The 26,844-nt window shown below is 37.2% G+C and carries 17 protein-coding genes; 14 read left to right on the top strand and 3 right to left on the bottom strand.

Annotation, left to right across the window (positions count from 1 at the left end; all coding sequences use genetic code 11):
• The first annotated feature begins 8 nt into the window (after nt 1-8).
• The 8 genes from AB7942_RS00180 (at nt 9) to AB7942_RS00145 (ending at nt 13,593) form a co-directional block, all read left to right on the top strand.
• Nucleotides 9-1,628 (top strand): response regulator transcription factor, encoded by a 1,620-nt coding sequence (locus AB7942_RS00180; RefSeq protein ID WP_369445385.1) that lies wholly within the window; start codon nt 9-11, stop codon nt 1,626-1,628.
• Between the two features lie 128 nt (nt 1,629-1,756).
• Complete coding sequence (locus tag AB7942_RS00175; RefSeq protein ID WP_369445384.1) at nt 1,757-3,247, top strand: ABC transporter substrate-binding protein; 1,491 nt, start codon at nt 1,757-1,759, stop codon at nt 3,245-3,247.
• 301 nt (nt 3,248-3,548) lie between these two features.
• Nucleotides 3,549-4,454, top strand: a complete 906-nt coding sequence (locus AB7942_RS00170; RefSeq protein ID WP_335713040.1) for an ABC transporter permease — start codon at nt 3,549-3,551, stop codon at nt 4,452-4,454.
• A gap of 17 nt (nt 4,455-4,471) precedes the next feature.
• On the top strand, nt 4,472-5,359 hold the full coding sequence (locus tag AB7942_RS00165) for a carbohydrate ABC transporter permease (protein ID WP_098932939.1): 888 nt from the start codon (nt 4,472-4,474) through the stop codon (nt 5,357-5,359).
• A gap of 97 nt (nt 5,360-5,456) precedes the next feature.
• Nucleotides 5,457-6,104, top strand: a complete 648-nt coding sequence (locus tag AB7942_RS00160; protein ID WP_369445383.1) for a YesL family protein — start codon at nt 5,457-5,459, stop codon at nt 6,102-6,104.
• A gap of 57 nt (nt 6,105-6,161) precedes the next feature.
• Complete coding sequence (locus tag AB7942_RS00155; RefSeq protein ID WP_369445382.1) at nt 6,162-9,059, top strand: alpha-L-rhamnosidase; 2,898 nt, start codon at nt 6,162-6,164, stop codon at nt 9,057-9,059.
• A 481-nt stretch (nt 9,060-9,540) separates the two neighbouring features.
• Nucleotides 9,541-11,913 carry an alpha-L-arabinofuranosidase C-terminal domain-containing protein gene (locus AB7942_RS00150; RefSeq protein WP_369445381.1) on the top strand — a complete coding sequence of 791 codons (2,373 nt, stop codon included), beginning with the start codon at nt 9,541-9,543 and terminating at the stop codon, nt 11,911-11,913.
• A gap of 291 nt (nt 11,914-12,204) precedes the next feature.
• Nucleotides 12,205-13,593, top strand: a complete 1,389-nt coding sequence (locus tag AB7942_RS00145) for a glycoside-pentoside-hexuronide (GPH):cation symporter (protein WP_369445380.1) — start codon at nt 12,205-12,207, stop codon at nt 13,591-13,593.
• Between the two features lie 70 nt (nt 13,594-13,663).
• Here AB7942_RS00145 and AB7942_RS00140 read toward each other — a convergent pair whose 3' ends face one another.
• A complete protein-coding gene (locus tag AB7942_RS00140) occupies nt 13,664-14,899 on the bottom strand; it encodes a helix-turn-helix domain-containing protein (protein WP_369445379.1) in 1,236 nt (411 codons plus the stop codon).
• 162 nt (nt 14,900-15,061) lie between these two features.
• On the opposite strand from AB7942_RS00140, the gene AB7942_RS00135 reads away from it, so the two are divergent.
• The gene (locus AB7942_RS00135) at nt 15,062-17,362 is read left to right on the top strand and encodes a glycoside hydrolase family 3 C-terminal domain-containing protein (protein ID WP_369445378.1); all 2,301 of its coding nucleotides are present in this window, start codon (nt 15,062-15,064) and stop codon (nt 17,360-17,362) included.
• A gap of 390 nt (nt 17,363-17,752) precedes the next feature.
• On the opposite strand, the gene AB7942_RS00130 is transcribed toward AB7942_RS00135, so the two are convergent.
• The gene (locus AB7942_RS00130; RefSeq protein ID WP_369445377.1) at nt 17,753-18,796 is read right to left on the bottom strand and encodes a LacI family DNA-binding transcriptional regulator; all 1,044 of its coding nucleotides are present in this window, start codon (nt 18,794-18,796) and stop codon (nt 17,753-17,755) included.
• Between the two features lie 410 nt (nt 18,797-19,206).
• On the opposite strand from AB7942_RS00130, the gene AB7942_RS00125 reads away from it, so the two are divergent.
• Genes AB7942_RS00125 through AB7942_RS00105 form a run of 5 tightly spaced genes read left to right on the top strand, consistent with a single transcriptional unit; the run spans nt 19,207 to nt 25,737 of the window.
• Nucleotides 19,207-20,643 carry an L-fucose/L-arabinose isomerase family protein gene (locus tag AB7942_RS00125; RefSeq protein WP_098932930.1) on the top strand — a complete coding sequence of 479 codons (1,437 nt, stop codon included), beginning with the start codon at nt 19,207-19,209 and terminating at the stop codon, nt 20,641-20,643.
• 18 nt (nt 20,644-20,661) lie between these two features.
• Nucleotides 20,662-21,492, top strand: a complete 831-nt coding sequence (locus AB7942_RS00120; protein ID WP_369445376.1) for a transketolase — start codon at nt 20,662-20,664, stop codon at nt 21,490-21,492.
• On the top strand, nt 21,489-22,457 hold the full coding sequence (locus AB7942_RS00115; RefSeq protein ID WP_369445375.1) for a transketolase family protein: 969 nt from the start codon (nt 21,489-21,491) through the stop codon (nt 22,455-22,457). Before AB7942_RS00120 ends, AB7942_RS00115 begins: the two co-directional genes overlap by 4 nt.
• A gap of 9 nt (nt 22,458-22,466) precedes the next feature.
• Nucleotides 22,467-23,957, top strand: a complete 1,491-nt coding sequence (glpK, locus tag AB7942_RS00110) for a glycerol kinase GlpK (protein WP_369445374.1) — start codon at nt 22,467-22,469, stop codon at nt 23,955-23,957.
• A 28-nt stretch (nt 23,958-23,985) separates the two neighbouring features.
• A complete protein-coding gene (locus AB7942_RS00105; RefSeq protein WP_369445373.1) occupies nt 23,986-25,737 on the top strand; it encodes a DUF5605 domain-containing protein in 1,752 nt (583 codons plus the stop codon).
• A 187-nt stretch (nt 25,738-25,924) separates the two neighbouring features.
• Here AB7942_RS00105 and AB7942_RS00100 read toward each other — a convergent pair whose 3' ends face one another.
• Nucleotides 25,925-26,809 carry a LysR family transcriptional regulator gene (locus AB7942_RS00100; protein WP_369445372.1) on the bottom strand — a complete coding sequence of 295 codons (885 nt, stop codon included), beginning with the start codon at nt 26,807-26,809 and terminating at the stop codon, nt 25,925-25,927.
• Nucleotides 26,810-26,844: the final 35 nt, after the last annotated feature.

Below are 26,844 nucleotides of genomic sequence, written 5' to 3'. Positions count from 1 at the left end.
TAGGGTTTATGAATCAATTCCAGGTTCTAATAGTTGATGATGAAATTCATTCCATTAGGGGTGTCCAGGCTGGTGTCAATTGGGAAAAGCATGATATCTCTTCTGTTTTTACAGCCAATAACTTAAGACAAGCTCAAGAAGTGTTTTTAAATAACAAAGTTGATTTGTTATTATGTGATATTGAAATGCCTAGAGGCTCTGGAATTGATTTGCTAAAGTGGGTGCGCGAACACTTCCCAATGACTGAAGCGATTTTTTTAACCTGTCATTCAGACTTCTCTTATGCAAAGCAAGCTCTGCAATTGAAAAGCTTTAATTATTTATTAAAACCCGTCGATTACCAAGAACTTGAAGAAGTTATTCATAGCGCATTGGAGAAAATCAAAAAGGATCAAGAAACAAGAATGGTAGAGGAATCTTACCTTCAATTGAAAAAGTCCCACCATTCAGTCATGCAAGAACGTTTCTGGTTAGATCTTATTAATCAAGTTATCCCAACAACCAAAGATCAAATTGAAAAACAAATGAAGAATTATCATTTATCCTATTCAGAATTAACTACTTTTCTACCCATTTTATTTCATGTTCAGCAATGGAAAGAGGAACTATCTGTCCATGAAGAAAAGGTGAGCGAATATGCTCTTCATAAAGCACTTGGTGAAGTAATCGAAAAGAATAATATGGATGGTTATGTGCTAAATGTAGAAATTGGCTATGTCTTAGTGATTATTGCATTAGTAGAGCCAATCAACCTGAAGGAGTTTAATGAAAATTGTAATCACTTTATTTCACAATTCGCTCAGTTTTTTTCTTGTGAACTTTGTGGCTACATTGGAAATCAGGTTCCGATTGAAGAATTAGTAGGGATGGTCCATACTTTGCAGGAATTTGATCGCAATAATGTAACTGTAAGTAACCAGACGATTAAATGTAACAATAAGAAAAAATGTATATGCACTTCCCCGCTGCTTCCTTCCGCAGAATGGACGAGTCTAATGAAAAATGGTCCAAAAGAAAAGTTTATAGATGCTGTCAATCAGTATTTTACTGATTGGAAAAAATCGGATGGAAATATAACCGCTCAATCCCTTCATTTGTTTTATCAAGATTTTTTGCAATTAATCTTTTATGTTCTTCAGGTAAAAGGAATTCAAGCCAATCAGGTTTATTCACAAAATTTGCTGACTGAAAAACCAAAAAGAGTATTGAAATCATTGAACTCGCTCCAAGAATGGGTCATATATATTGCCGATGTTGCCATGAACCAGCTCCATCAGCCTCAAGAAAAAGGATCAGTGGTGGACATAGTAAAAAATTATATTAATCATCATCTAGGAGAACAGCGGTTAACTCGTGATGAAATTGCCAATTATGTCTATTTAAATCCTGATTATTTAACAAGAATATTTAAAAAACAAACAGGTTTATCCATATCGGACTATTTGCAGCAGAAGCGTATTGAATACGCCAAAAAACTGTTAATAGAAACCAATCTGCCTGTAAGTGAAGTGGCATTATCTGCAGGTTATTCAAATTTTTCCTATTTTTCTACTATATTCAAGAAATCAACCCAATTAAATCCGATGGAATATCGAAAAAAGTCGTTTTTTTCAGAAAAGTCGGAATAACAAAAATAAAAGGTCGTATTTTTAGTAAGTGTTTTTTAAGCCAACCTCTATACTAAAATTAGATGAGTGGTAACGCTTTCAACAAGAGTTATCATAGAATCAACTAGATTATAAGGGGGAAAGAATGGATGAAATTTTTTAAGACATTTTCAAGGTTTATACTGATTGTAATGTCAGCAGTTTTAGTATTGGCTGGCTGTAGTTCAAAGGAAAGTAGTTCAAGTTCAAAGGACGATACGAACACGAAGGGGCAGCCAAATGAGCTTAACATGGCGTATATGAACTTTACGAATATAGAAGATCTTCCATTAGTTCAGGAAGAAATTAATAAGATTGTTAAAAAGAAGATTAATGCTACTGTGAAATTAGTCCCGATTAATGCAGCGAACTATCAACAGCAAACAAACTTAATGCTGACTGGAAACGAAAAACTTGATTTGGTTGTTTCGTCAGCTTTTTTTGGTTACAACACACAAGCCACAAAAGGACAACTTGTTGCATTAGATGATCTGCTTAAATCAAATGGAAAAGGTATTTTGGAAGTTGTTCCAAAAAATCTTCTAGAGGGTAACAAGGTAAACGGTAAAATATATGGAATTCCTAGTATTAGAGACTGGGGCTCTTATTATGGATTTATTATGAGAAAAGATATAGTAGATAAATATAAAATTGATCTTTCTCAAATAAAAACATTTGCTGATTTGGAAAGTGTTTTTAAAATTGTCAAAGAAAAAGAACCAACTTTAACTCCGATTGTAAACGCAGGAACTGTATCGGTTGCTTCCGTCATTGCAGGTGGAAAATTTGACATTCTTGGGGACAACCTAGGAGTAGTATCCTTTAAAGACAAGAAAATCGACAATATGTTTGAAGAACCTGAATATGTTGATGCGGTCCAGTTAGCCAGAAAGTGGTTCAAAGCCGGTTATATCATGAAGGATTCAGCAACGTCACAAGAAGTTGCAGCGAACATTGTGAAGGCTAATAAAGGATTTGGCTATTTCTCTCATATGAAACCAGGCTTTGAAGTACAAGAAAAAGGTATTACTGGACATGAAATGGTATCTGTAAAATTGACGGATGTATATTCGTATACCGATGCTGCAACAGGCTTTAATTTGTCCATTGCCAGAAACAGTCAGAATCCTGAAAAAGCAATGGAATTTATCAATTTACTTTACACTGATAAAGAGATTATGAATTTACTGGATAACGGTATTGAAGGGAAACATTATGCAGTTAAATCTGATGGTATCATTACATTGCCAGAAGGTGTAAAAGAATCAAAATATGTATTTGGCCAATGGCAAATCGGTAATAACTTCCTGACATACCCTTGGGAAGGAAATCCAGCGAATTATTGGGAAGTTATGAAAAAACATAATGATTCAGCGATATTTTCTCCGGCATTTGGTTTTACATTTAATCCAGATCCTGTGAAAACAGAAATTGCGGCATCGACGAACGTATTAAATCAGTATAAATTAGGTATTGAATCTGGTACTTTAGATCCAGAGAAAAGTTTAAAGGAATTTAATAAGAAACTTAAAGCATCCGGCATTGATAAAATTATTGCAGAAAAACAAAAACAGTTTGATAAGTGGAAAGAAAAGAAATAAGAACGAAGAGAAGAGAGCTAGTGTAGATCTAGTTCTCTTTTTTTATAAATCCATAGATTTAAAATGGCTGAAAAACTATATTAAATATATTCTGAAAAGTCGGATAAACAAAAATAAGAAGTCGTATTATGGATAGTAACAAATTTACTAGTCTAATAGAATAAATATATAAGTAGGAATGATAGTTTTTGTAAGCGGAAACATTTTATTAGAACAAGGGGGAATGGGGATGTCAGAAATTACAGTAAAGCCGTTAAGTACGGACGTCCATGCTGTAACTGGGAAAAAAACGAGTGTTAGAATGATGAAATTTAAAAGGTATCTGCCATTATTTATTATGATGCTGCCTGGCTTAATTTACTTATTGATCAATAATTATTTACCAATGTTTGGCCTTATGATTGCTTTTAAAGATATTAACTACGCTAAAGGAATATTCGGCAGTGATTGGATTGGATTTAAAAACTTTGAATATTTGTTTAGTACAAGAGATGCCTTTGTAATTACCCGGAATACCATTCTCTACAATGGAGGATTTATTATCTTAAATACGATATTGGCCATCGGTGTAGCAATCATGTTAAATGAAATTAAAAATAAGCTGGCGAAAAGCTTTTACCAAAGTGTCATCCTATTGCCATTCTTAATCTCAATGGTTATTGTCAGTTATTTAGGCTTTGCCTTTCTTAGCGAAGATGTTGGTTACCTGAACAAAACGATTTTACCGTTTCTTGGACTTGATGGTATTTCATGGTATAACGAAGCAAAATTTTGGCCATATATTTTAACCTTCATTAATATGTGGAAAGGTGTCGGTTTCTTGTGCGTCATTTACTTAGCCGCAATTATCGGGATTGACCAAGAATACTATGAAGCAGCCACTTTAGATGGGGCAAATAAATGGAAGCAAATCATTCACATTACCCTTCCCTCAATTATGCCTGTGATTATCATGATGACTTTATTGGGGATAGGACGCATTTTTTACTCCGATTTCGGCTTGTTCTATCAAGTGCCAATGAATTCAGGTGCTATTTATGACACAACGAATGTTATTGATACCTATGTTTACCGTGGATTAATGCAGCTTGGGGATATCGGGATGTCAGCTGCAGCAGGTTTATATCAATCGATCGTCGGATTTGTCCTTGTATTATTATCAAATTATCTCGTACGTAAAAAAAGTAAAGATAATGCATTATTTTAAGCTGGAGGTCGAAGAAGATGTATAAATCTGATCGAATAACACAATGGGTTTCGCATATCTTTTTAATCATACTTGCGGCAGGAAGCATCATTCCGTTTATCATTCTTTTATCTTCTTCTCTGAATAGTGAAGCAGCCATCATGAAAGAGGGATATTCCTTTATTCCCAAGGAGATTAGCTTTGATGCATATAATTACCTGCTAAATAATTCATCTAGTATATTAAGGGCTTATGGAATCACCATCATTGTTACGGTATTTGGCACCTTTGTAAGCTTGGCGATGACTTCGTTTTTGGCATATGCGCTCTCTCGCCGCGATTTACCATATAAAAACGTTTTTGCTTTTCTGGTTTTCTTTACTCTATTGTTCAATGGCGGACTTGTTCCGACCTATCTTGTTTATACCCAAGTATTTGATATCAAAAACACCATTTGGGCACTAATAGTTCCAGGATTACTCATGAACGGGTTTAACGTATTGTTGATGAGGACATTCTTTATGACTTCTATTCCAGAGCCAGTTATTGAATCAGCACGGATGGATGGTGCAGGTGAATTTAGAACCTTCTTCTCTATCATTCTGCCGCTCTCATTGCCAATTCTGGCCACGATTGGATTGCTTCAAACGATCATATATTGGAATGATTGGTTTAATGGACTGATCTATATCACTGAACCGTCATTATTTAGTATCCAAAACATCTTAAACAGGATGCTGTCAGACATTCAGTTTTTAGCAAGCAGCAATTTAGGCACAAACGCAAGCCAGGCTGCATCGCAAGTTCCTACCACTGGTGTACGGATGGCGATTGCTGTTATCGGTGTCCTGCCGATACTGATTGCTTATCCATTCTTCCAAAAATATTTGGTAAAAGGGATTGCTTTAGGATCTGTTAAAGGATGATTTAATTAAATTAATCACATGGAGGGTCGATTGCAAAGCAATGGCCCTCCAATGATATATTCCTAGGATAAGAGTAAAAGCAAAGGAGGAATAACTGATGGAAGGTTTTATGCGGGGCTTTTATAGTATCTCGGAGTGGATCATGAAGTTTGCTTATGTGAATATTCTTTGGATTTCATTTTCCTTGCTTGGATTTATCGCTTTTGGCTTTTTTCCTGCCACTACAGCAATGTTTACAGTAGTTCGTAAATGGGTTTTGAAGCAGTCCGATATTCCAGTCTTGAAAACCTTTTGGTTCACCTATAAAAAAGAATTTGTAAAAAGCAATCTATTAGGACTTGTCATTATTTTAGTTGGTATTTTTATGTATTCTAATATCAGAATCGTGGAAGCCACTACGGTACATGAGCTTAAACTACTTTATATACCAAATGTGATTGTTATTTTCATATTTCTACTTACTCTCTTATATATTTTTCCAGTGTTTGTCCATTTTGATGTCAGCCTGGCAGAAGGAATTAAAAATGCGTTTATTTTAATGACTGTTAACCCTATGGCGACGTTTTGTATGGGAATTCTGACTGGATTCCTTTGTTTTATATTAATAAAATTACCAGGACTTCTTCCATTTTTCAGCGGGAGTTTCATTGCATTTTTACTTATGTGGATTAGTAACTATGTATTTATAAAAATGAATAAAGCTACTAATTTTTCCGTTGCGAGAAGCAGTACTAAAGTAAATTAATATTAGAGGCAGAAGCCAAGGCGAAGAAATTAAAACGATTTAATAGGAGGTAAAAAAATGGAGATTAGTAATTTAAGAACAAATCACGTTGTGAATCCGCTTGGATTTGAATTCGATCGATTAAGTCTTTCATGGGTGACCGAGTCAGGGGAGAGCCCTTCTGTTTTTCAAACAGCCGCCAGAGTGGTAATAGCTGCTGATCCAGGCTTCGAATCGATTCATTTTGATAGCGGGAAAAGTCAAGAGATTGATAATTTAGGGTACACTCCGGACCTACAGTTGAAACCACGTTCTCGTTATTTTTGGCGGGTAACTATATGGGGGAATGCTGGTGACGTGGAAACAAGTGAAACTGCTTGGTTTGAAACAGCAAAAATGAATGAGTCATGGCAAGGAAATTGGATTACGCCTGAATTGGATAAGGAAATCCACCCATTGATTAGAACAAACTTTATACTGCCTGCTGATATTGTATCAGCCAGAGCTTATCTTTGTGGAGTGGGTCTATATGATGTTGAAATAAACGGAATGAGAATTGGAGAGGAATATTTTACTCCGGGTTATAATGCTTATGATTTCTGGCTTCAGTATCAAACCTATGATGTGACGGACGTATTGAAGAGTGGGGAAAATGCGATTGGTATTATGCTTGGCAATGGTTGGTACAAAGGCCGTTTTGGGTTTGAAGGCGGTTATCATGAATTATATGGAAGTGAATTTGCTTGCATTGGTGAAATCGTTGTAACGCTAAAAGATGGAACTACCATTATCATTGCTACGAATGAAGACTGGAAGAGCGCACCAGCACCGATCACATTTAGCGGCATTTATGATGGTGAGATTTATGATGCAAATCAAGAGAGTAAAAAATGGGCGCTGCCTGATTTTGATGACAGTACATGGACTAGTGTAAGGAAAACGGAAATCAAAACAGAATGTTTTACAGCCAGACGAAATTTGCCTATCAAAATCATGGAAGAAAGAAAACCAATGGAGATTATACATACACCTGCCGGAGATGTGGTTCTTGATTTTGGTCAAGTAATGACCGGCTGGGTGCGTTTTAAAACCAATGCACCGAAAGGAAGCATATTACAGCTCCAATACGGTGAAATTCTTCAAAATGGAAATTTTTATCGCGAAAATTTGCGAGAGGCCAAAGCTGAATATGTTTATATTTCTGACGGAAGTGTAAGAGAGGTCCAGCCTCACTTCACCTTCTATGGCTTCCGATATGTAAAGCTTACTGGTTTTGAAGGAGACATAAACCTGGATGACTTTACTGGCTGTGTTATATACAGTGAAATTGAACAAACGGGAACAATTGAAACTTCAAATCCAATGGTAAATCGATTATTCCAAAATGCGTTATGGGGACAAAAAGGAAATTTTCTTGATGTACCTACAGATTGTCCGCAGCGCGATGAACGGATGGGCTGGACAGGTGATGCACAAGTGTTTGCCACTACAGCCTGCTACAATATGTATTCGCCTGCATTTTACCAAAAATACATGTTTGATTTACATGAAGAACAGAAAAGGTTAAACGGTTCCGTACCTTTCACAGTACCTGTCGTAAAACCAAAGGATGGAAACGGTTTTATTTCAGGTAGTGGGTCAGCTGCATGGGGTGACGCTGCGACTGTTATTCCGTGGACATTATATACGTACTATGGAGATAAAGAGCTTCTTCGTCAGCAGTTCGATGCAATGAAGGACTGGGTCGATTATATCAAAAAAGTGGATGATGAATCAGGTGCAAAGAGACTGTGGCAGGTTGGTTTCCATTTTGGTGATTGGCTGGCATTAGATGGAAAGGATCCTCAAAGCCCTATGGGTGGAACCGATTCTTATTATATTGCTTCCGCTTATTATTGTTATTCGGCACAGCTAGTGGCAAAAGCAGCAAAGGTCTTGGGTAACACTGGAATGGCGAAACAATATGACAATCTAGCAATTGAAATTAAAGAAGCAATCATGAAGGAATATTTTACGCCAAATGGCAGAAGTGCGATTAATACTCAAACCGCCATGATTGTTGCCCTATATATGGACCTGGTACCAGAAAGCTTTCGGCCAAGGTTAATAGAAGATTTAAAGGCTAAGCTTCGTGAAGATAAAATGCACTTACAAACAGGATTTGTCGGTACGCCCTATTTCTGTAACGTATTATCTGAAAATGAAGCTAATGATTATGCGTATATTTTATTGTTAAATGATGATTTTCCAAGTTGGTTATATGCGGTCAAACTTGGTGCTACAACGATTTGGGAACGATGGAACTCAGTGCTTCCAGACGGAAGCATTAGCGGAACAGGAATGAACTCATTAAATCACTACGCTTATGGTTCGATTGCAGAGTGGATGTATCGTTATATGTGCGGAATCAATCCGGTTGAAGATGCACCTGGGTTTAGAAAGATTAAACTATGTCCTAAACCATATGGAAAATTATCCTACGCCAAGGCAAAATTTTCTTCTCCGTCTGGATATATTGAGAGCGGCTGGGAATTAAAAGAGGATGGGTCGTTAACTTTTAGCTTTGTTGTACCATTCAATACTTCAGCTAAAGTTTTCCTGCCTGATGCTGCTTTGGAAACTATTAAGGTAAATGGCGACTTGCTCGTTAATCGAGGTTTGGAGGCTAAGCAGGAAAGTAAGGAAGTTCTATGTGAGCTTACTGCAGGCACATATGTATTTCAATATCTACCGACAATATCTTATATCTTAACTTATAGCACAAACAGTAGTTTAAAAGAGCTTCTAAACAATGAAGAAACAAAAGAAATTATTAATAATAATCTGCCAGAAATCGTAAATAACCCGATTGTAAAAAATGATCAATTTATTGAAAAATCATTGGAAGAATTAATTAATTTCCCATTATTCACTTCGATTGCTTCTTCAGAAAAATTAGATGAGTTAAATAAAAAACTAGTTCTTGTTCGACAATAGACTATTAAATCTGTAAAGAAAGAAATTTGAAATTCTAGTAAGTATTAAAAATGTAGTGGTCTTTTAAGCTTATTCCCTTATAGTAGGCGGTTAAAAGAGAAGTAGTACTGTCTATTATGAGGGGATTTTTTTCATGGGGGAAATTAGAATAAAATATAACATAAATACTATTTATCCGAAAATAGTACCATAAATAATTTAGAAAAGGATATAAACTGGGTAATGAATAAACCGTTTACATAAATTAAAACTAGCAATTGAAAGGAATGGAATTCATGACTAAAAAAAAACAACGGGAATTAGTATTTGAATATCAAGGCAAATCCTATCAATTTGATTTAAAACCTGAATCTTTTAACACGATTGTTTTAAAGTAAACCAATGACTCCGGTTTTAATACCGGGGTCACCTTTTTTATCATTAATAATAGTTAAAAATCAATAAAAAATTATGAAGAAATTGTTCAGTTGGAGGGATTTTGTTGAATAAGTCAGCAAAAGTAATCATTGATACGAAAGCGAAAAAATTTCCTGTAAGTCCATCATTATATGGTCTTTTCTTCGAGGAGATTAACCGTGCTGGTGATGGAGGAATTTATGGGGAGTTAATTCGAAATAGGTCTTTTGAGGATACGATCATTCCTGACCGCTGCGAAGTAGAGGGATGTGAATTGCATTCACCGGCAGGGTGGGTTTCACCTTTTGAAGAAGCCCCGGGATCAATCCCAGGCTGGCATCTCCGCACGGATGATCCGAATAGTAAAGCAGGCATTTCCCTAGATAGAAATGACCCTATTAATAATGAAAATCCTCTTTCTCTCAGGGTAGAGATTGAAGAATCATTGGATAAACGGATTTCAGTATATAATGAAGGATTTTGGGGAATCCCTTTGAAAAAAAATGAAAGATACAATCTATCTTTCTATGCAAAAAAGGACGGAACATTTTCGGGAGATTTGGAAATCACTCTTGAAAATAAAAAAGGTGTAAAATTGTTCTCAAAGCCTTGTGAAATAGTATCCGAAAATTGGCAGAAATATGAGCTGGTATTAGAAAGTAACGGCGAGGAGTCAGAAGGAATTCTGGCATTCTCTACGAATGAAGGAGGAACTTTTTGGCTTGAGTTTGTTTCATTATTTCCCCAAAAAACCTTTATGGAAAGGAAAAATGGCTTACGACCAGATTTAGTTGACAGGGTTACAGACCTTAAGCCGAATTTTTTGAGATTTCCTGGTGGGTGCTTTGTAGAAGGTCTCTCAGTGGAAACGGCTTTTCGCTGGAAGAAAACGCTAGGGGATGTAACCGAGAGGAGTTCTCATTGGACGCTGTGGCATTACCGGTCAACAAATGGTTTAGGCTACCATGAGTATTTACAAATGGCAGAGGATCTTGGCTTAGAGCTTATGTACGTCGTAAACTGCGGGCTCACTTGTCAAGGAAGACCAGGAGAGCAGGTCCCATTAGAAGATCTTAATGAATGGATTCAGGACATGCTGGATGCGATCGAGTATGCGAATGGACCTGTTACAAGCAAGTGGGGTTCTCTTCGTGCTGAAAACGGCCATCCAGCTTCTTTTAATTTGAAATATATCGAAATAGGGAATGAAAATTTTGGACTCGAATATAATGTCCGCTACAAATTGTTTTATGAGGCAGTAAAAGCAAAATATCCTGAAATTATTACAATTTGGAATACACATTGGGAGGTAGGAACAGAGACGAAAGGCTTGCCGGTCGAAATAGTAGATGAGCATTTTTATGCTGATTTTGATTATTATGTCATGTATCACGATATGTATGATAGTTATGATCGGAATGGTCCGAAGATCTATGTTGGGGAATATGCAATGATACTTGGCAATGGAGCGGGCGCTCTCAAAGGAGCGATAAGTGAAGCTGCGTTTATGACAGGGATGGAACGAAATCAGGATATTGTCGTGATGTCTTCCTACGCTCCATTATTTGCAAATGTCAATCATATTAACTGGACACCTAATCTCATTTATTTTAATGGAACGGATTCGTATGTATCGCCATCCTATCATGTTCAAAAATTGTTTGCAGAAAACAGGGGAGATATAGTCCTAGAAAGTAAAGTAGAAACAGAAAGTCGCTTCCCTTCATTTAAAGGTGAAGTAGCAATCACACAAAATGACCTTCAGAAGATTAAAGAAATAAGCATTACAAGTGGTGACCAACTTCTATTTAAGAGTGAAAACTTAACAGAAGATAACTCATTAACTCGCCTTGAATGGAATGTACTGCGGATTGGCGAACCTTCTTGGAAAGAATATACAGTTACTATGGATGCAACGCTGGGGCTACAGGGGCTAAAAATTCGACTGCTTGACAGCACAAAAGAATGGCAGCAAAACTATATTCTTTGGGAGTTAGACTCAAATGGTGAGAGTCGGTTACTTCATATCAATGGATGGTCTCGAGTGAAGCTGACCCCTAATCAAGCTGTGAATGTTAATCCAGATGGTGCTCATCATTTATGTGCCAAAGTTACAAATGATTCTATTTATTGCTATCTTGATGGTCGGCTGGTGCATGAGTATAAAATAGTAACCATACCGTATCTCACTTCCGTAACCACCCTTGATGAAAAGAATAATGAGGTAATCGTCAAATTAGTTAATGCTTCTGAGTTTAATCTACGAACATTGATTGATATTGAGGGGAAAGAGAAACTAGTGGGTAAGCAGATTATTTTAACCTCTGACGATCCAAACAATACAAATACAATGGAAGACCCTAACAAGGTAATTCCTCTTGAAACTGTATTGCAGTTGGATAGTAATATGTATGAAATCCCTGCTTATAGTGTAGTCATTTTAAGAATTGAGCTATAATTATTTCTTCTATGGTCCAGGTGCTATTCTGGACCATTTTTATGTAATTTCACTATCCTGATAGGGTAATCTCAGAATTTTTATTTATTTTTTATAAAAGTTAAAAAAATACTATTTATCCTAAAATAATACCATAAACTAGCTTCCTATCTATTTATACTATAAATAAATAAAGCGCTTTAAAAATACAAAATAAATTAATTTATTATTTTACCTCATGTTGAAAAGAGTATGACAAATTAAAAATTAACAAAAATGAAAACGTTTTAACTATCTAGGGAGGGTATAAACATGGCATTAAGAGAACAAGATTTACTAAAAGTGAACCATACTTCAAGTACAAATCAAAAGCTGTCCTTATTAGAAAAAGTTAGTTACGGTTTGGGAGATACGGGTTCAAACTTAATTTATACGGTCATAACCACTTATTTAACGTTTTACTTTACGGATGTTTTTGGAATTGGGGCAGCTGCAGTTGGTACCTTAATGTTAGTTGCAAGATTTGTAGATATGATTGATAGTCCGATTTTTGGGGTCTTGATTGATAGGACAAATACTAAGTGGGGAAAATCAAGACCTTGGATATTGTGGTCTAGTATTCCATTTACGATTGTTTCCATCCTTCTCTTTATGGGACCGGAATTAAGCGCTTCCGGTAAATTGGCCTACGCTTACATATTTTATATTACAGCCAATGTGTTATATGCAGCCGTTAATAACCCATTAACAACAATGCTTCCAAGTATGTCAAGCGATGTTCAGGAAAGAACCGTTGCCAATGTGTTCCGTATGTTAGGCGGACAGGTGGGCGGATTAATTGTTAACTTATCTTTATTACCACTCGTTGCTTATTTTGGTGCTGGCAATCAGCAAAAAGGTTTCTTCTATGCGATGACACTATTCTCTGTTATTGGTTTAATCTTGTTCTTTGTTACCTTCCTAAACACAAGAGAACGTGTTCAAAATATATCTGGTAACGAAGCTATTCCGGTAAAAGAAAGTCTAAAAGCAATTAAAGGCAATCGCCCATGGATGGCTGTTTCCTTATTAGGAATCGTCTTCTTCATGTTGTATATCATGAAATTGTCTGCCGGTATTTATTATATGACTTATAACATCGGTAAACCTGACATCATTTCTACGGTCAACACCCTTGCAATGTTTTCACTTGTTGGTATTTTGGCAGTGCCTTTCTTAACAAAGAAATTTAGTAAAGTACTATTAATTAATACAGGAATTGCTATCAATATCATTGGTCAATTAATCATCTTTATAGGTGGAGATAATGTATCGATAATTATTGCTGGAACGATCATAGGATCAATCGGAATGGGATTGCCAGCAGGGTTACTGTTTACCTTAATGGCAGATACGGTTGACTATGGTGAGTGGAAATCAGGAGTCCGTGCCCAGGGGATCCTTGTATCAGCTGCAGGAATAGGAATTAAATTAGGCTCTGGACTGGGTGGAGCGATTCCTGCTTGGTTACTGGCTGCCGGTGGTTACGTTGCTAATCAACAGCAAACAGAGACTACTCTGCAAATGATTTCCCTTAGCTACCTTTGGCTGCCAATTATTTTTAGTGTTGTATCCATCCTTATTATGGCTTTTGTCTATAAATGGGAAAAGCCGCATCATGAAATTATTGCTGAATTAGAAGCCAGAAGAGCAAAACGTTAATGAACAGATAGCTGATTACTAAATTCATTTATAATTTTTGAAGAGACCGTGGCAGACATACACGGTCTCTTTAATTTATAGGATTATCTTTAAAATGTTTGGGGGTAACTCCTGTAAATTTCTTAAAGACTTTTATAAAATAGCTTTGATCCGTAAAGTTTAATAGAGTACAAATTTCGGAAAGAGAATAGGAAGTTAATGTTAATAAATTTTTTGCTTCATCTATTTTCACTTTTTGAATATATTCGCTCAAAGAAACTCCTGTTTCTTTTTTAAAAAGCGAGGATAAATAATTTGGAGTCAATTGTACCAGCTCTGATAATTGAGACAATGTAATGTTTTCATATACATGGTTAAAAATAAAATTCTGACAGAGTGAGATAGGTTTAGAATACTGTTCAATTTGACTGGTGTGAACTCTTTCAGCAAAGTCACCAAATGCTTTTTCCATTAATTTCTTTACCTCATGAATATCCTGTAATTCTTCGAGTCTTTGAATATATAAATCACTTAAGGAATAGGCGATTTCTGGATATAAACCGCCTTCCATTGCAGCTCTAGTGGCTAAGGTAATGCCTGAAATGGTTAAATTCTTTTCACTTCTTAATTGGCTATTCTTTGATAGGACTCCATATTCAAATTCCTCATTTGCGATGTTCAAATAGTTTAACAATTCCTCTTTTTTTCCTTTTGTTATTGCTCCAAAAAGTTTCTTTTCAATTAAATAATCATGATGGAATTTAGTATTTTGACGTCTTAAAGATATTTCCAAATCGGGACTTTCAGTAAGAACCTCCTGATCCTCGATTATTTGATTTTGTTTGATAACATTTTCTGTATCCAGTAATTGATGATAAATCATATAGTGGACAAGGATACCGGCACGTGTCAAGTCATGAAGCTTCATAATTGGAAGTGATTGATAGTAAAGAATAATGAATTCTTGATCGATAAAAAATCCAAGGTCATGATTCATCCTTCTTATCATGTCTTCAGAGTAATTAGTAAAAACGGATGGACCTCCAATAATACTCCCTTGGAATGTATCTCCACCCTGTAAATTAACAATCAAGTAATTTTCAAGTAATTTAGTCGATTTGATGATCGGGTATTCTGATGAATCATCGTTCCTCATTAGCTGTCTTAAATAGTCTAATTTTGCATGGTATAGTGGGTTTTGTCTGTAACCTGATGATGATTCAAAAAGTAATTCACCGTTTGAATCAAATAGGTAAAAAGGAATTTTCAAAGTCTCATTCATATGCCTGCAAATATACTCTAAGTGGTCTCTATTAAGATATGGCATGCTACGTTAGTTCCCCTTTTAAAGTAAACGAATTCAATATTATTTAATTTAGTTAATAAGATAATACTATTTTTCGATAAATATTACCATAACTACCAGCGAGAAATTAATACAATATAAAAATAGAAAGCGTTTTCTATTAACCATACTAGGAGGTTCACAATGCGAGATATCAAACAATTAATTTCACAAATGACATTAGAAGAAAAAGCGAGCCTATGCTCTGGATTAGATTTCTGGCATTTAAAAGGGATTGAACGACTAGGGATTCCATCTCTTATGGTGACAGATGGGCCGCATGGTCTTCGCAAGCAGGCACAGGGTGCAGACCACTTAGGGATTTATAACAGTGTCCCATCCACTTGTTTTCCGTCAGCTGCCGGAATGGCCAGCTCTTGGAATCGCGAACTCATTGAAAAAGTAGGGATAGCTCTAGGAGAAGAATGCCAGGCAGAGGATGTAGCAGTTTTGCTTGGACCTGGAGTGAATATTAAGCGTTCACCGCTTTGTGGAAGAAACTTTGAGTATTTCTCTGAAGATCCTTATTTAGCTTCAGAAATGGCTGCCAACCATGTTAAAGGGGTTCAAAGCCAGGGAGTCGGAACATCTTTGAAACACTTTGCAGCTAATAACCAGGAGCACCGCAGGATGTCAACGGATGCTGTTGTTGATGAAAGAACATTGCGCGAAATTTATTTGGCCAGCTTTGAAGGCGTGGTCAAACAGTCCCAGCCATGGACTGTTATGTGCTCCTACAACAAAGTAAACGGTGAATACGCATCTGAAAATGAATATTTGTTAAATGAGATTCTGAAAGATGAATGGGGCTTTGAAGGCTTTGTCGTTTCCGACTGGGGTGCGGTGAATGAACGTGCAGAAGGATTATCAGCCGGATTGGAACTTGAAATGCCATCTAGTAATGGCATCGGTGACCAAAAGATTGTCGACGCTGTGAAGAGCGGTAAATTGTCTGAAGAAAAACTCAATAAAGCCGTTGAACGATTATTGCGCATTATTTTTATGGCCGTTGATCATAAAAAAGAAAATGCTGTCTATGACAAAGATGCCCATCACCAGCTTGCCAGAGAAATGGCAAGGGAAAGCATGGTGTTATTAAAAAATGAAGAAGCTATTCTTCCGCTGAAAAAAGAAGGAACCATTGCCGTTATTGGAGAATTTGCTAAAAAGCCAAGATATCAAGGCGGGGGAAGTTCTCATGTAAAACCGACAAAGCTTGAAAACATTGTGGAAGAAATCGAAAAAACTGCTGGTAAGCACACGAATGTGTTATATGCTCAAGGATACAGTCTCGACTCTGACGAAATTGACGGAACGCTTATTGCAGAAGCAAAAGAAGTGGCGGCTCAAGCTGATAAGGTGATCCTTTTTGCCGGACTTCCTGATCGTTATGAATCGGAAGGCTATGACCGCGAACATTTGCGCATGCCGGAAAACCACCGTCTATTAGTCGAAGCAGTAGCGGAAGTGAACCGCAATATCATTGTCGTGTTAAGCAACGGTTCACCGATTGAAATGCCATGGATTGGAAATGTAAGAGGTATACTTGAAGCTTATTTAGGCGGACAAGCACTTGGAGGTGCCATCGCAGATTTATTATTTGGCGATGCAAATCCGAGCGGAAAATTAGCAGAATCGTTCCCTAAACAATTAAGCGATAACCCTTCTTTCTTGAACTTCCCGGGAGAAGGCGACAAAGTGGAATACAAAGAAGGTATTTTTGTCGGTTATCGTTACTATGATACGAAAAAAGTTGAACCGCTATTCCCATTCGGATTTGGATTAAGCTACACTACTTTTGAATATAGCAATCTTTCAATCAGTCAAAAAGAGATTCAAGATACCGAAACGGTGGCAGTCAGTGTAACCGTTAAAAATACAGGTGATCGTGCTGGAAAAGAGATTGTGCAGCTATATGTAAAAGATGTAAAGAGCAGTGTCAACAGACCTGAAAAAGAGCTGAAAGGCTTTGAAAAAGTGGACTTGCAGCCAGGTGAGGAAAAAACAGTTACGTTCTTATTAAATAAGCGGGCATTTGCTTACTATAATGTGGAAATGAATGACTGGCATGTGGAAACAGGAAAGTTTGAAATTTTAGTAGGAGAATCGTCGCAAGAGATTGTCCTTAAAGATAGCATCGTTGTTCAATCAACAGTTTCCATTAGAAAGCAGGTTCATCGCAATACCTTAATTGGTGATTTGCTGGCAGATCCAATTTTACTACCGTTAGCGACGGAATTATTAAATAAACACAATCCATTCCCGGATTTAGGTGCAAATGAAGGGGATGCGGCCGAAATGATGGAAGCCATGATGAAATATATGCCTCTTCGTGCATTAGTCAACTTCAGCATGGGTGCGTTTACCGAAGAAATGCTAACAAATCTGATGGACGAATTAAACCAGTTCTCGGGTAGTAATGAAACTAATCTTGTTAAGAAATAAATAGATTACACCTATTTTGCCCCCCTTCTCACAGAGTAGGGGGGCAAATAAATAAGATATATTTTAGTTCAAATTACTCTGCTTAAAGTTTCTGTAAGGAAAAGAAATCATTATATAAACTAAAATTTGTTTAGCATGTTTAGTAGCAGGAAAAATTTTTGCTTGACCCAAAGAAATCGATCATAAAGGAAAAGATTACAATAACCGCAAAAAAAAAAAAACAAATTTAAGCTGTCTCACAAGTTTATTTTAAAAATAAGTAACCCACGGAAAATGACATTCCGTGGGTTTTTTGCCATGGCAACCAACAGGGGTTCAAAATTCACCAATCGGAGTATGTAAAGTTCCGAATAGAGGTTGTATTAAAACCAAATTTTGATTCAATCCTTCCTAGTTTGTCACTTTGTTTACTGCACATGAATTCCTTTCAATGAGTTCTGTATCAACAAACAATTTTATTTTATCAGAGTCATTATTTTCAATCTGTCTAATTAGTTTTTCTACTGATAGTAATGCGATCTTGTCTTTTTTTACATGTATGGTCGTTAATTCAGGAGTAATCACTTGTGATTCAAAAATGTTATCAAAGCCGATAACAGAAATGTCTTCCGGGACTTTTATTCCTAATTCAGTGAGCGATTTAATTACGCTAATGGCCATATAATCCGCTTCACAAAATAAAGCAGTGGGTAATTGACCCATCCGTTTATTGATTTTTTCTTTAAAAGCATCTTGGGATGAAATTACTGTTGGGGATAATGAAAAGTAATTACTTTCGGCAATTTTTAAACCGTTTTCAGTGAGTGCTTGCAAAAAGCCTTTTTTCCTCATGTCAAAATTATACATTCTTGTATTTGACCCTACATAACCAATTTGCTGGTGTTCCAACTCCATTAAATATTGTCCTGCCTGGTACGCACCATATACATTGTTCATCACGACAAAGTTTACATCTAATGTTTCAAAACAAGTATCCAGGACAACGATATTTGGCTGTATTTCTGCAACTAGATTAATTTGCTCTTGCGTTAAGTTGGTACCTAACAATAATATGCCTGCCGATTTTTGTTCTTGTTCGAGCCTCGATACTTCTTCTTGAAGGCTTTCTATACTGATAGATGAAACCAAAAGAGAATAACCACTGGAGCCGATTTGTTTGTCAAGATTATGAATTAACTCCATAAAAAAAGGGAGCGATTCATATTGCTCTGTTATTATTCCTGCATTTGTGCAAGCAATAAATCTCAATAATTTTGTGTTTGGCTGAAAATATTGATCAGCTTTAATAATAGGGCGCGGAATGTATCCATGTTCTTGTGCGATTCGTAAGACTTTCTCGCGCGTTTTTTGACTTACCCCATTTTTTCCATTCAACGCCAGAGAGACAGCGGATTTTGAGACATTGGCTAATTTAGCAATATCATCTATTTTCATAAATATAACACCTACCTAGTTGATAAAAGTACTGATCTGTTTTATAAACTTATTTCATTTGATTATAGCATAAGACAAGTTTTTTCAGTGGATGTTTAGTAAAAATAAATGAATTTATATACAAATATTCAGTAGTAATTCGGTAGTGTTTATACGTTTCAAGGGAAAGTTCTTAAAATTGATTAAGTAAAAAAGTTTATATAAAACTGAAAAAACAACTAAATAAATTTATTAAAACAATTGACTGATAATTTAATCGTTGATATTATTGACTCAAGTAGTTTAAATAAGATAAATAATTTTAGTTCATTTAACATTTTTGTTTTTTGAATGCGCTTTAAATTAAATGAGCGTTTTAGTATGTTTAGTTGAATTTTAGTTGATGAGAAATTGCTTAGGAGGCATAGAAAATGGAAAAGATTAAGCTTGGATTCGCACCCACTCGAAGATTTGTATTTAGTAAAGAAGATGCATTAAAGTTTAAACAATTAATTAGAGAGAAAATTGAGAGCTTTGGATTGGAAATGGAAATTGTTGATTTGGAAGGGATTAATGAAGAAGGGTTGTTGCATGAACGTTTAGAAGAACCGGCCATTATTAAACGATTTAGAGATGCAGAGGTGGATGCTGTATTCTTCCCACACTGTAACTTTGGAACAGAGGATATTGTTGCACGAGTAGCAAAAGCAATTGGCAAACCTGTTTTACTTTGGGGTCCAAGGGATGAGGCTCCACTGGAAGATGGGATGCGTCTTCGTGATTCACAATGCGGAATTTTTGCAACAGGTAAAGTTCTAAGAAGATTTAATGTTAAGTTTACATATATTACGAATTGCAGTGTGGATAGCCCTGTTTTTGAACGCGGGTTTAAGAATTTTATTGGTGCAGCCAATGTTGTAAAGCAATTTACTAATCTACGAATCTTGCAAATATCGACTAGGCCCTCTGACTTTTGGTCTGTTATCTGCAATGAGGGTGAATTGTTAGAGACGTTTGGAATACAAATTCATCCGATCACTCTCGAAGAGTTGAAAAAAGGAACATTGAAGATAGAAAAGTCTGATAGCCCAGAATTAGATGAAGCAATTGGCTATATCAAGGAAAAGCTTGATTGGAGTGGAGTAACAGAACAGGATGTCCGGCGAATCGCTTCATTAAAAGTAGCGATGAAACAAATGGCTGCAGATACAGGAAGTACAGCGATTGCGATTCAATGCTGGTCAACCTTACAAGATATTATTGGCATTATGCCATGTTTGGCAAATGCGATTTTGACAGACGAACAAATCCCAGTAACCTGTGAAACAGATATACATGGTGCGATAACTTCCATTATGGTTCAAGCAGCTACATTAAATACAAAACCAACGTTTTTCGCAGATATTACAGTACGTCATCCTGAAAATCCAAATGGAGAGTTATTATTCCACTGCGGAAATTTCCCTGTATCGTTAAGTGTAGAAGAAAAGCCAAAGCTAAACAAACATTTCCTATTTGATGATCATTCTCCAGGAACTCATGAAGGAGAAATAAAGGGTGGAGAAATGACGCTTGCACGTTTTGACGGAGATCATGGTGAATATTCTATCTTTCTTGGAAAAGCAAAGGGCATTGAAGGTCCATTCACCAGAGGTTCATACGTTTGGGTGGAAGTAAATGACTGGCCATTATGGGAAGAAAAGTTAGTGAAAGGACCATATATTCACCACTCAGTAGGTGTCCACGCGAACGTTATCCCGGTCCTGTTTGAGGCATGTGAATATATTCCTGGGTTGAATCCTGATCCAGTAGATCCAACTGAAAGTGAAATTAGAGCATGGCTTCGTGGGAGCGACCTTAATAAATAAAGCTGGGGGGTAAAAAGGATGAGTAAAATTGAGTTTCTAAAACGTAAAGCAACAGAAATTCGAATGGAACTGCTAAAAATGATTTATGAGTCGGGTACCGGTCATACAGGTGGCTCTCTTTCCAATACCGATATCTTAACGGTTCTTTACTATCATATTATGAATGTGGATCCAAAGAATTCTAAATGGGAAAATCGTGATCGATATATACAGAGTAAAGGGCATGCCGTTGAATCATACTGGGCGATATTAGCGGATAAGGGGTTTTTTCCAAAAGAGGAATTAAAAACATTCTCTCAATTTAATACAAGATTAATAGGTCACCCGAACAATAAAGTGCCTGGTGTAGAAATGAATACAGGTGCGTTGGGACATGGGTTGCCAATTTCAGTTGGAATGGCCTTGGCTGCCAAAATGGATGGAAAATCGTATCGAATCTATACTCTAATGGGGGATGGCGAGCAGGCAGAAGGGTCAGTTTGGGAAGGGGCTATGGCCGCTTCTCAGTACAAGCTGGATAATTTAGTCGCTATTATTGATCGCAATAGATTGCAAATAACAGGAAGTACCGAAGATGTTATGTCCCTTGAACCGTTAGGGGATAAATGGAGATCGTTTGGCTGGGAAGTCGTAGAAGTAGATGGAAATGATATCGAACAGTTAGTAGAAGTTTTAAGCAATACGCCTAGAGTGAGCGGAAAACCAACGATGATTGTTGCAAATACAGTCAAAGGCAAGGGAATTTCATTTGCTGAAAATGTAGCAAAATGGCATCATTACGTACCTAATAAAGAAGAATATGAATTAGCAATGGAAGAACTTTCAAAGCAACTGGAGGTGCTACAATGACTAAAGCGGCTTTAAAAAGTGTAAAAGGAAATAAGATCGCTAATCGTCAAGCTATCAGTGAGGTTTTAGAAGAATTAGCGAAAGAAAATAGAGATATTTTAGTCTTAACTAGTGATTCCAGAGGATCAGCTTCTCTTGTGAATTTTGGGAAAGAATTACCGGATCAAATTGTAGAGGTCGGAATTGCAGAACAAAATCTCGTTGGGATTGCTTCGGGCTTGGCGGCTTCTGGTAAAAAACCATTTGTTGCATCACCTGCTTGTTTTTTAAGCATGAGAAGTATTGAACAAATCAAAGTAGATGTTGCGTATTCCAATACAAATGTGAAACTAATCGGCATTAGCGGCGGCGTTAGTTATGGTGCACTAGGCATGTCTCACCATTCTCTGCAGGATCTCGCTGTGACCCGTGCCATTCCTGGTCTAGATGTAATGATGCCAGCGGATCGTCATGAGTCGAAAAAAATGATTAAAGCATTAGTTGAATATGATAGACCGGTATATCTTCGGATTGGTCGCAATCCAGTTGAAGATTCATATGTATCTGAAGACTATGAGTTTCAAATTGGTAAAGCAGTCACGATGAAAGAAGGAACAGATATAACCATTATTGCAACTGGCGAGACGGTCAGAATTGCATTAGATTCCGCAGAAGCCCTTCAACAGGAAGGAATCGATTGTCGGGTTATCAATATGCATACAATCAAACCGTTAGATAAGGAAGCAATTCTAAGGGCTGCTCAGGAAACAGGAAGAATTATCACCATCGAAGAGCATAGCATTTATGGCGGTTTAGGTTCAGCGGTGGCTGAGGTTGTTTCACAAAGCCACCCGATACTTATCAAGATTCTTGGGCTGCCAGACGAACCGGCTGTTGCAGGAAAAACAGCTGAAGTGTTTGATCATTATGGATTAAGTGTAACCAATGTTAGGAAGATTGCCATGCAGATGGTGAATAATGGATGAGGTATTTCTATGACAAACGAGAAATATATTCTTTCGATTGATCAAAGTACATCGGGAACAAAACTATTGCTCGTTAATACGAGAGGACAAATTATTCATAAATGTTCTGTTAGTCATACACAATACTATCCACACCCAGGATGGGTAGAGCATGATCCGGTTGAAATCTATGAAAATGTTAAAACACTCTTGGAAGAGATGGTTCAAACATCTGATGTCTCACAAGATAATTTAGCTGTTTTAGCGATTACAAATCAACGAGAAACGATAGTCGTTTGGGATAAAGAAACAGGAATCCCAGTTTATAATGCTATCGTTTGGCAATGTCGAAGAACGTCTGACAATTGCCAAGAGCTAAAAGAGCAGGGATATGAACATCTTATACAATCAAAAACCGGGTTAAAGGCAGATCCATATTTTTCTGCATCTAAGGTAAAATGGATTATGGATCATGTAGATGGCGTCAAAGACAGAGCAAAAGAAGGCAAGCTCTTAATTGGTACGATTGACAGCTGGCTCATCTGGAAATTAACAGGCGGGAAAGTCCATGCAACCGATTATTCGAATGCAAGCCGAACACTTCTATTTAATATTCATACCCTTCAGTGGGATGATGAGTTGTTGGAACTTTTTTGTATCTCAAAAGAAATGCTTCCTGAAGTAAAAGATTCTAATGAACTATTTGGTGTTACCGAGGATCCCGCTCTTCCGTTCACACAACTTCCTATCTCAGGGATAATTGGAGATTCTCAAGGTGCTTTATTTGGGCAGAAATGTTTTGAGCCGGGCATGGCCAAAGCGACATATGGTACAGGCACTTCCGTACTGATGCAAACTGATGAATTGGTGGATGGTACCAATGGTTTAGTCACTTCCATTGCATGGGGAATGAATGGGAAAGTAAGTTATGCACTGGAAGGGATTATTAATAGTACCGGTGATACGATTAAATGGCTGAAGGATCAGCTCGAATTGATTGATGAAATTGATGAGGCTGAGCAGTTGGCAAGTTCTATATCAGATAATCAGGGTGTCTATCTTGTACCAGCTTTTGTAGGCTTAGGAGCTCCTTATTGGAAACCGTACACTCGTGCCGCAATTATGGGAATGAGCCGCAATACCGGAAAACCGCATATCGTGCGTGCAGCATTAGAAAGTATCGCTTATCAGGTTAAGGATATTATTGAACTGATGCAATCAGAATCCAATATTCAAATAAAAAGTGTAAAAGTGGATGGAGGCGCAACAAGAAACCGCTTCTTAATGCAATATCAAGCAGATATGTTGGATAGCGATGTTATTGCATCAGAAGTAGCCGAACTATCTTCAATGGGTTCTGTTTATTTAGCGGGTTTAGGAGTCGGAATTTGGAAATCTAAAGATGAAATAAATAAACTTAATCAGGATCATGAATTGTATCGCCCTTTGATGACAAGTGATGTAAGAGATAAGTATTATCAAGGGTGGAAGCAGTCAGTAAATGGTGTTTTAGTATATTAAATAATTCTACCAGCTGGAGGTTATCATTTTGGAATTTACAGAAAAAACGAAACTAGGTAGTGTTTTGTCGAATAAAGAGGCTAGGGGCATACTAGAAAAACATATTCCTCAACTTTTTGATTTAATGCTTGATCCAAGTCTAGGTACATTTATTAGGTTAGCTGATTTACCACAGCTTGCTTCGTATATTCCAGAATTAACACTGACGTCGGAAATTGTAACAGCACTGCAGCAGGATTTGGCAAAGGTCTCGGAGGAGTCGGAGGACAGCAGTGAGATTACACCGGCTACTGATTATGAAAATGAATCGGTGGCTAGAGGTTCGGCGGCGATTACACTGCCTGATCATGTCGACAAGTGGGGCGTATTCGAGTTGAAATTGCAGGGCCCGGATCACGGAAATCCGTTTGTCGACGTAGCTCTAAGTGCTGAATTTAGTTTTGAAGATAGAACACTGGAAACACTAGGTTTCTATGACGGAGAAGGCGTTTACCGGATTCGATTTATGCCTGACACTGAAGGCAAATGGACATTCCGGACGAAAAGCTCCGCCAGATCACTTGATAGTATTGAAGGTCAATTTGTCTGTAAGGAAGCATTGGAAGGGAATCAGGGTCCGGTTCGTGTACAAAACACCTTTCATTTTGCTCATGAGGACGGAACAAGGTATATTCCGGTCGGTACGACTTGTTATGCCTGGGTCCATCAGGAGGAAAATTTGATTAAGCAAACACTAGAAACGCTTGAAACATCTCCTTTCAACAAAATGCGTATGTGTGTTTTTCCGAAATCGTATTCTTTCAATACCAACGAACCTCCCTTTTACCCGTATGAGGGATCGATTGAGGAAGGTTGGGATAATACTCGATTCAATCCATTGTTCTTTCAACATTTGGAACAAAGAATTATCGATCTCGGAAAGCTTGGTATCGAAGCAGATTTGATTTTGTTCCACCCATATGATCGATGGGGATTTGCGGATATGAAAAAGGGCGCTGACGATCGGTATTTGCGATACATCGTTGCCCGTCTTTCCGCCTATCGACATGTTTGGTGGTCTTTGGCCAATGAGTACGATTTAATGTGGTCTAAGGAAATAGATGATTGGGAACGTTTTGCAAAAATTATTACGGAAAATGACCCTTATAATCATTTGATCTCTATCCACAACTGTTTACAATTTTATGATTACAACCGACCATGGATCACTCATTGCAGCGTTCAACGCATTGATGTATACAAGACGGCAGAAAGCGCGGATGAGTGGCGGAAACAATGGAATAAGCCAATTGTTATAGACGAATGTGCATATGAAGGAGACATTGATCAAGGCTGGGGCAACATTCCTGGTGAAGAAATGACACGCCGATTCTGGGAAGGTGCCTTAAGAGGAGGATATGTTGGGCATGGTGAAACATACCTGCGTCCAGATGAGGTTTTATGGTGGTCTAAAGGCGGCAAACTGCATGGAAGCAGTCCCGATCGTATTGCATTCTTAAGGGGCATCATGGAAGAAAGTCCAAAAGATGGATTGAATCCTTTGCAAATGTCATGGGATGCACCTGCGGCAGGAATACCGGACGAATATTATCTTTTCTATTACGGCTTTAACCAGCCTCGCTTCAGAGAATATCGGATGAAACCAGGGACGAAGTATAAAGTAGAAGTAATTGATACGTGGAATATGACAATTAACGAATTGGAAGAAATCTATGAAGGAAAATTCCGAATCGAGCTCCCTGGCAGACAATACATGGCAGTCAGGATGTCAAGGATCTAATCTAAACAGCTATCTTCCCTTGAAAGTTTGAAAATATTATATATTTTAATACAGTTACGAAACAAAAATCAGCCAGGAAGCGTCTCCGGCTGGTTTTTTTGTTCGATATATTCTTTTTTGCATTGTCAGCGATATTGACATTTAGGAACCTGTTTGCTCAATAAATTCTCCACAGAGCTTGTTAAATTCAATTGTCCTTCCAATCAAAGTTCTCAATAAAGCGTACAAATGCCTTAACAACATTCCATTCCAGAGATTCCTTATGATAATACATCCACGTTCTTCGCAATATAGGATTTCCTTCTTGATCAAGTAGGTGGATTTTATGTAAATCTTCTATTCCGGTAAGTACCCTGCTGGACAGGATGCCATAGCCTAAACCATTTATAACCATTTCCTTACACGTATCAACTTGGTCAACTTCTATACTAATAAAGGGCGCTTGCGAATAATTTTCACCCCACCAATGATCAATGATTGATTTTAATAAATAATCCCCTCTATATTCAATTCTCGGAAGACTAGGGAGATCCATAATATCAATTTCATTCATAGAAGCAATGCAAATCTTTTCCTCAAATAATTGTTGTTTCGATAATCCTCGCCATCCATAATCTCCCCGAACAAAGCTGATATGAACATCCTTGTTGTGTATAAGCTGCGTTACGTCTCTGCTCCATCCTGTAGTTACCTTGAATTCCACATGAGGATATTGCATTTTAAATAGTTTCAAAACATAAGGAAGTGCATAATTGGCAAAAAAGTTGGATACCCCCAATTTCAACGTACCTACCACTTTATCACTTTCGTTATGACTCATATTTTGGACATTTTCTTTAATCTTTTCATAATGAGCAAGGGCCTCCTCAGCACAATGAACAAGATATTCTCCTTGTGGGGTAAAATGCACTCCTCTGCTTTCACGAGTTACGATTTTAACGCCTAGTTCTTCCTGCATATGTTTTAATCGAGTCGTTAACGCGGGTTGAGTAAGAAATAAGAGGCGAGCTGTTTTTGTTAGATTCTTTTGATGATAAAGCACCTTTAGTATTTCCCAGTCACGATAATCCATTTTTCCACCCATCTATCTGATATAAATATTTTTTA

The organism is Neobacillus sp. BF23-41 (assembly GCF_041106275.1).
This window is presented reverse-complemented; position numbering and strand designations above follow the sequence as displayed.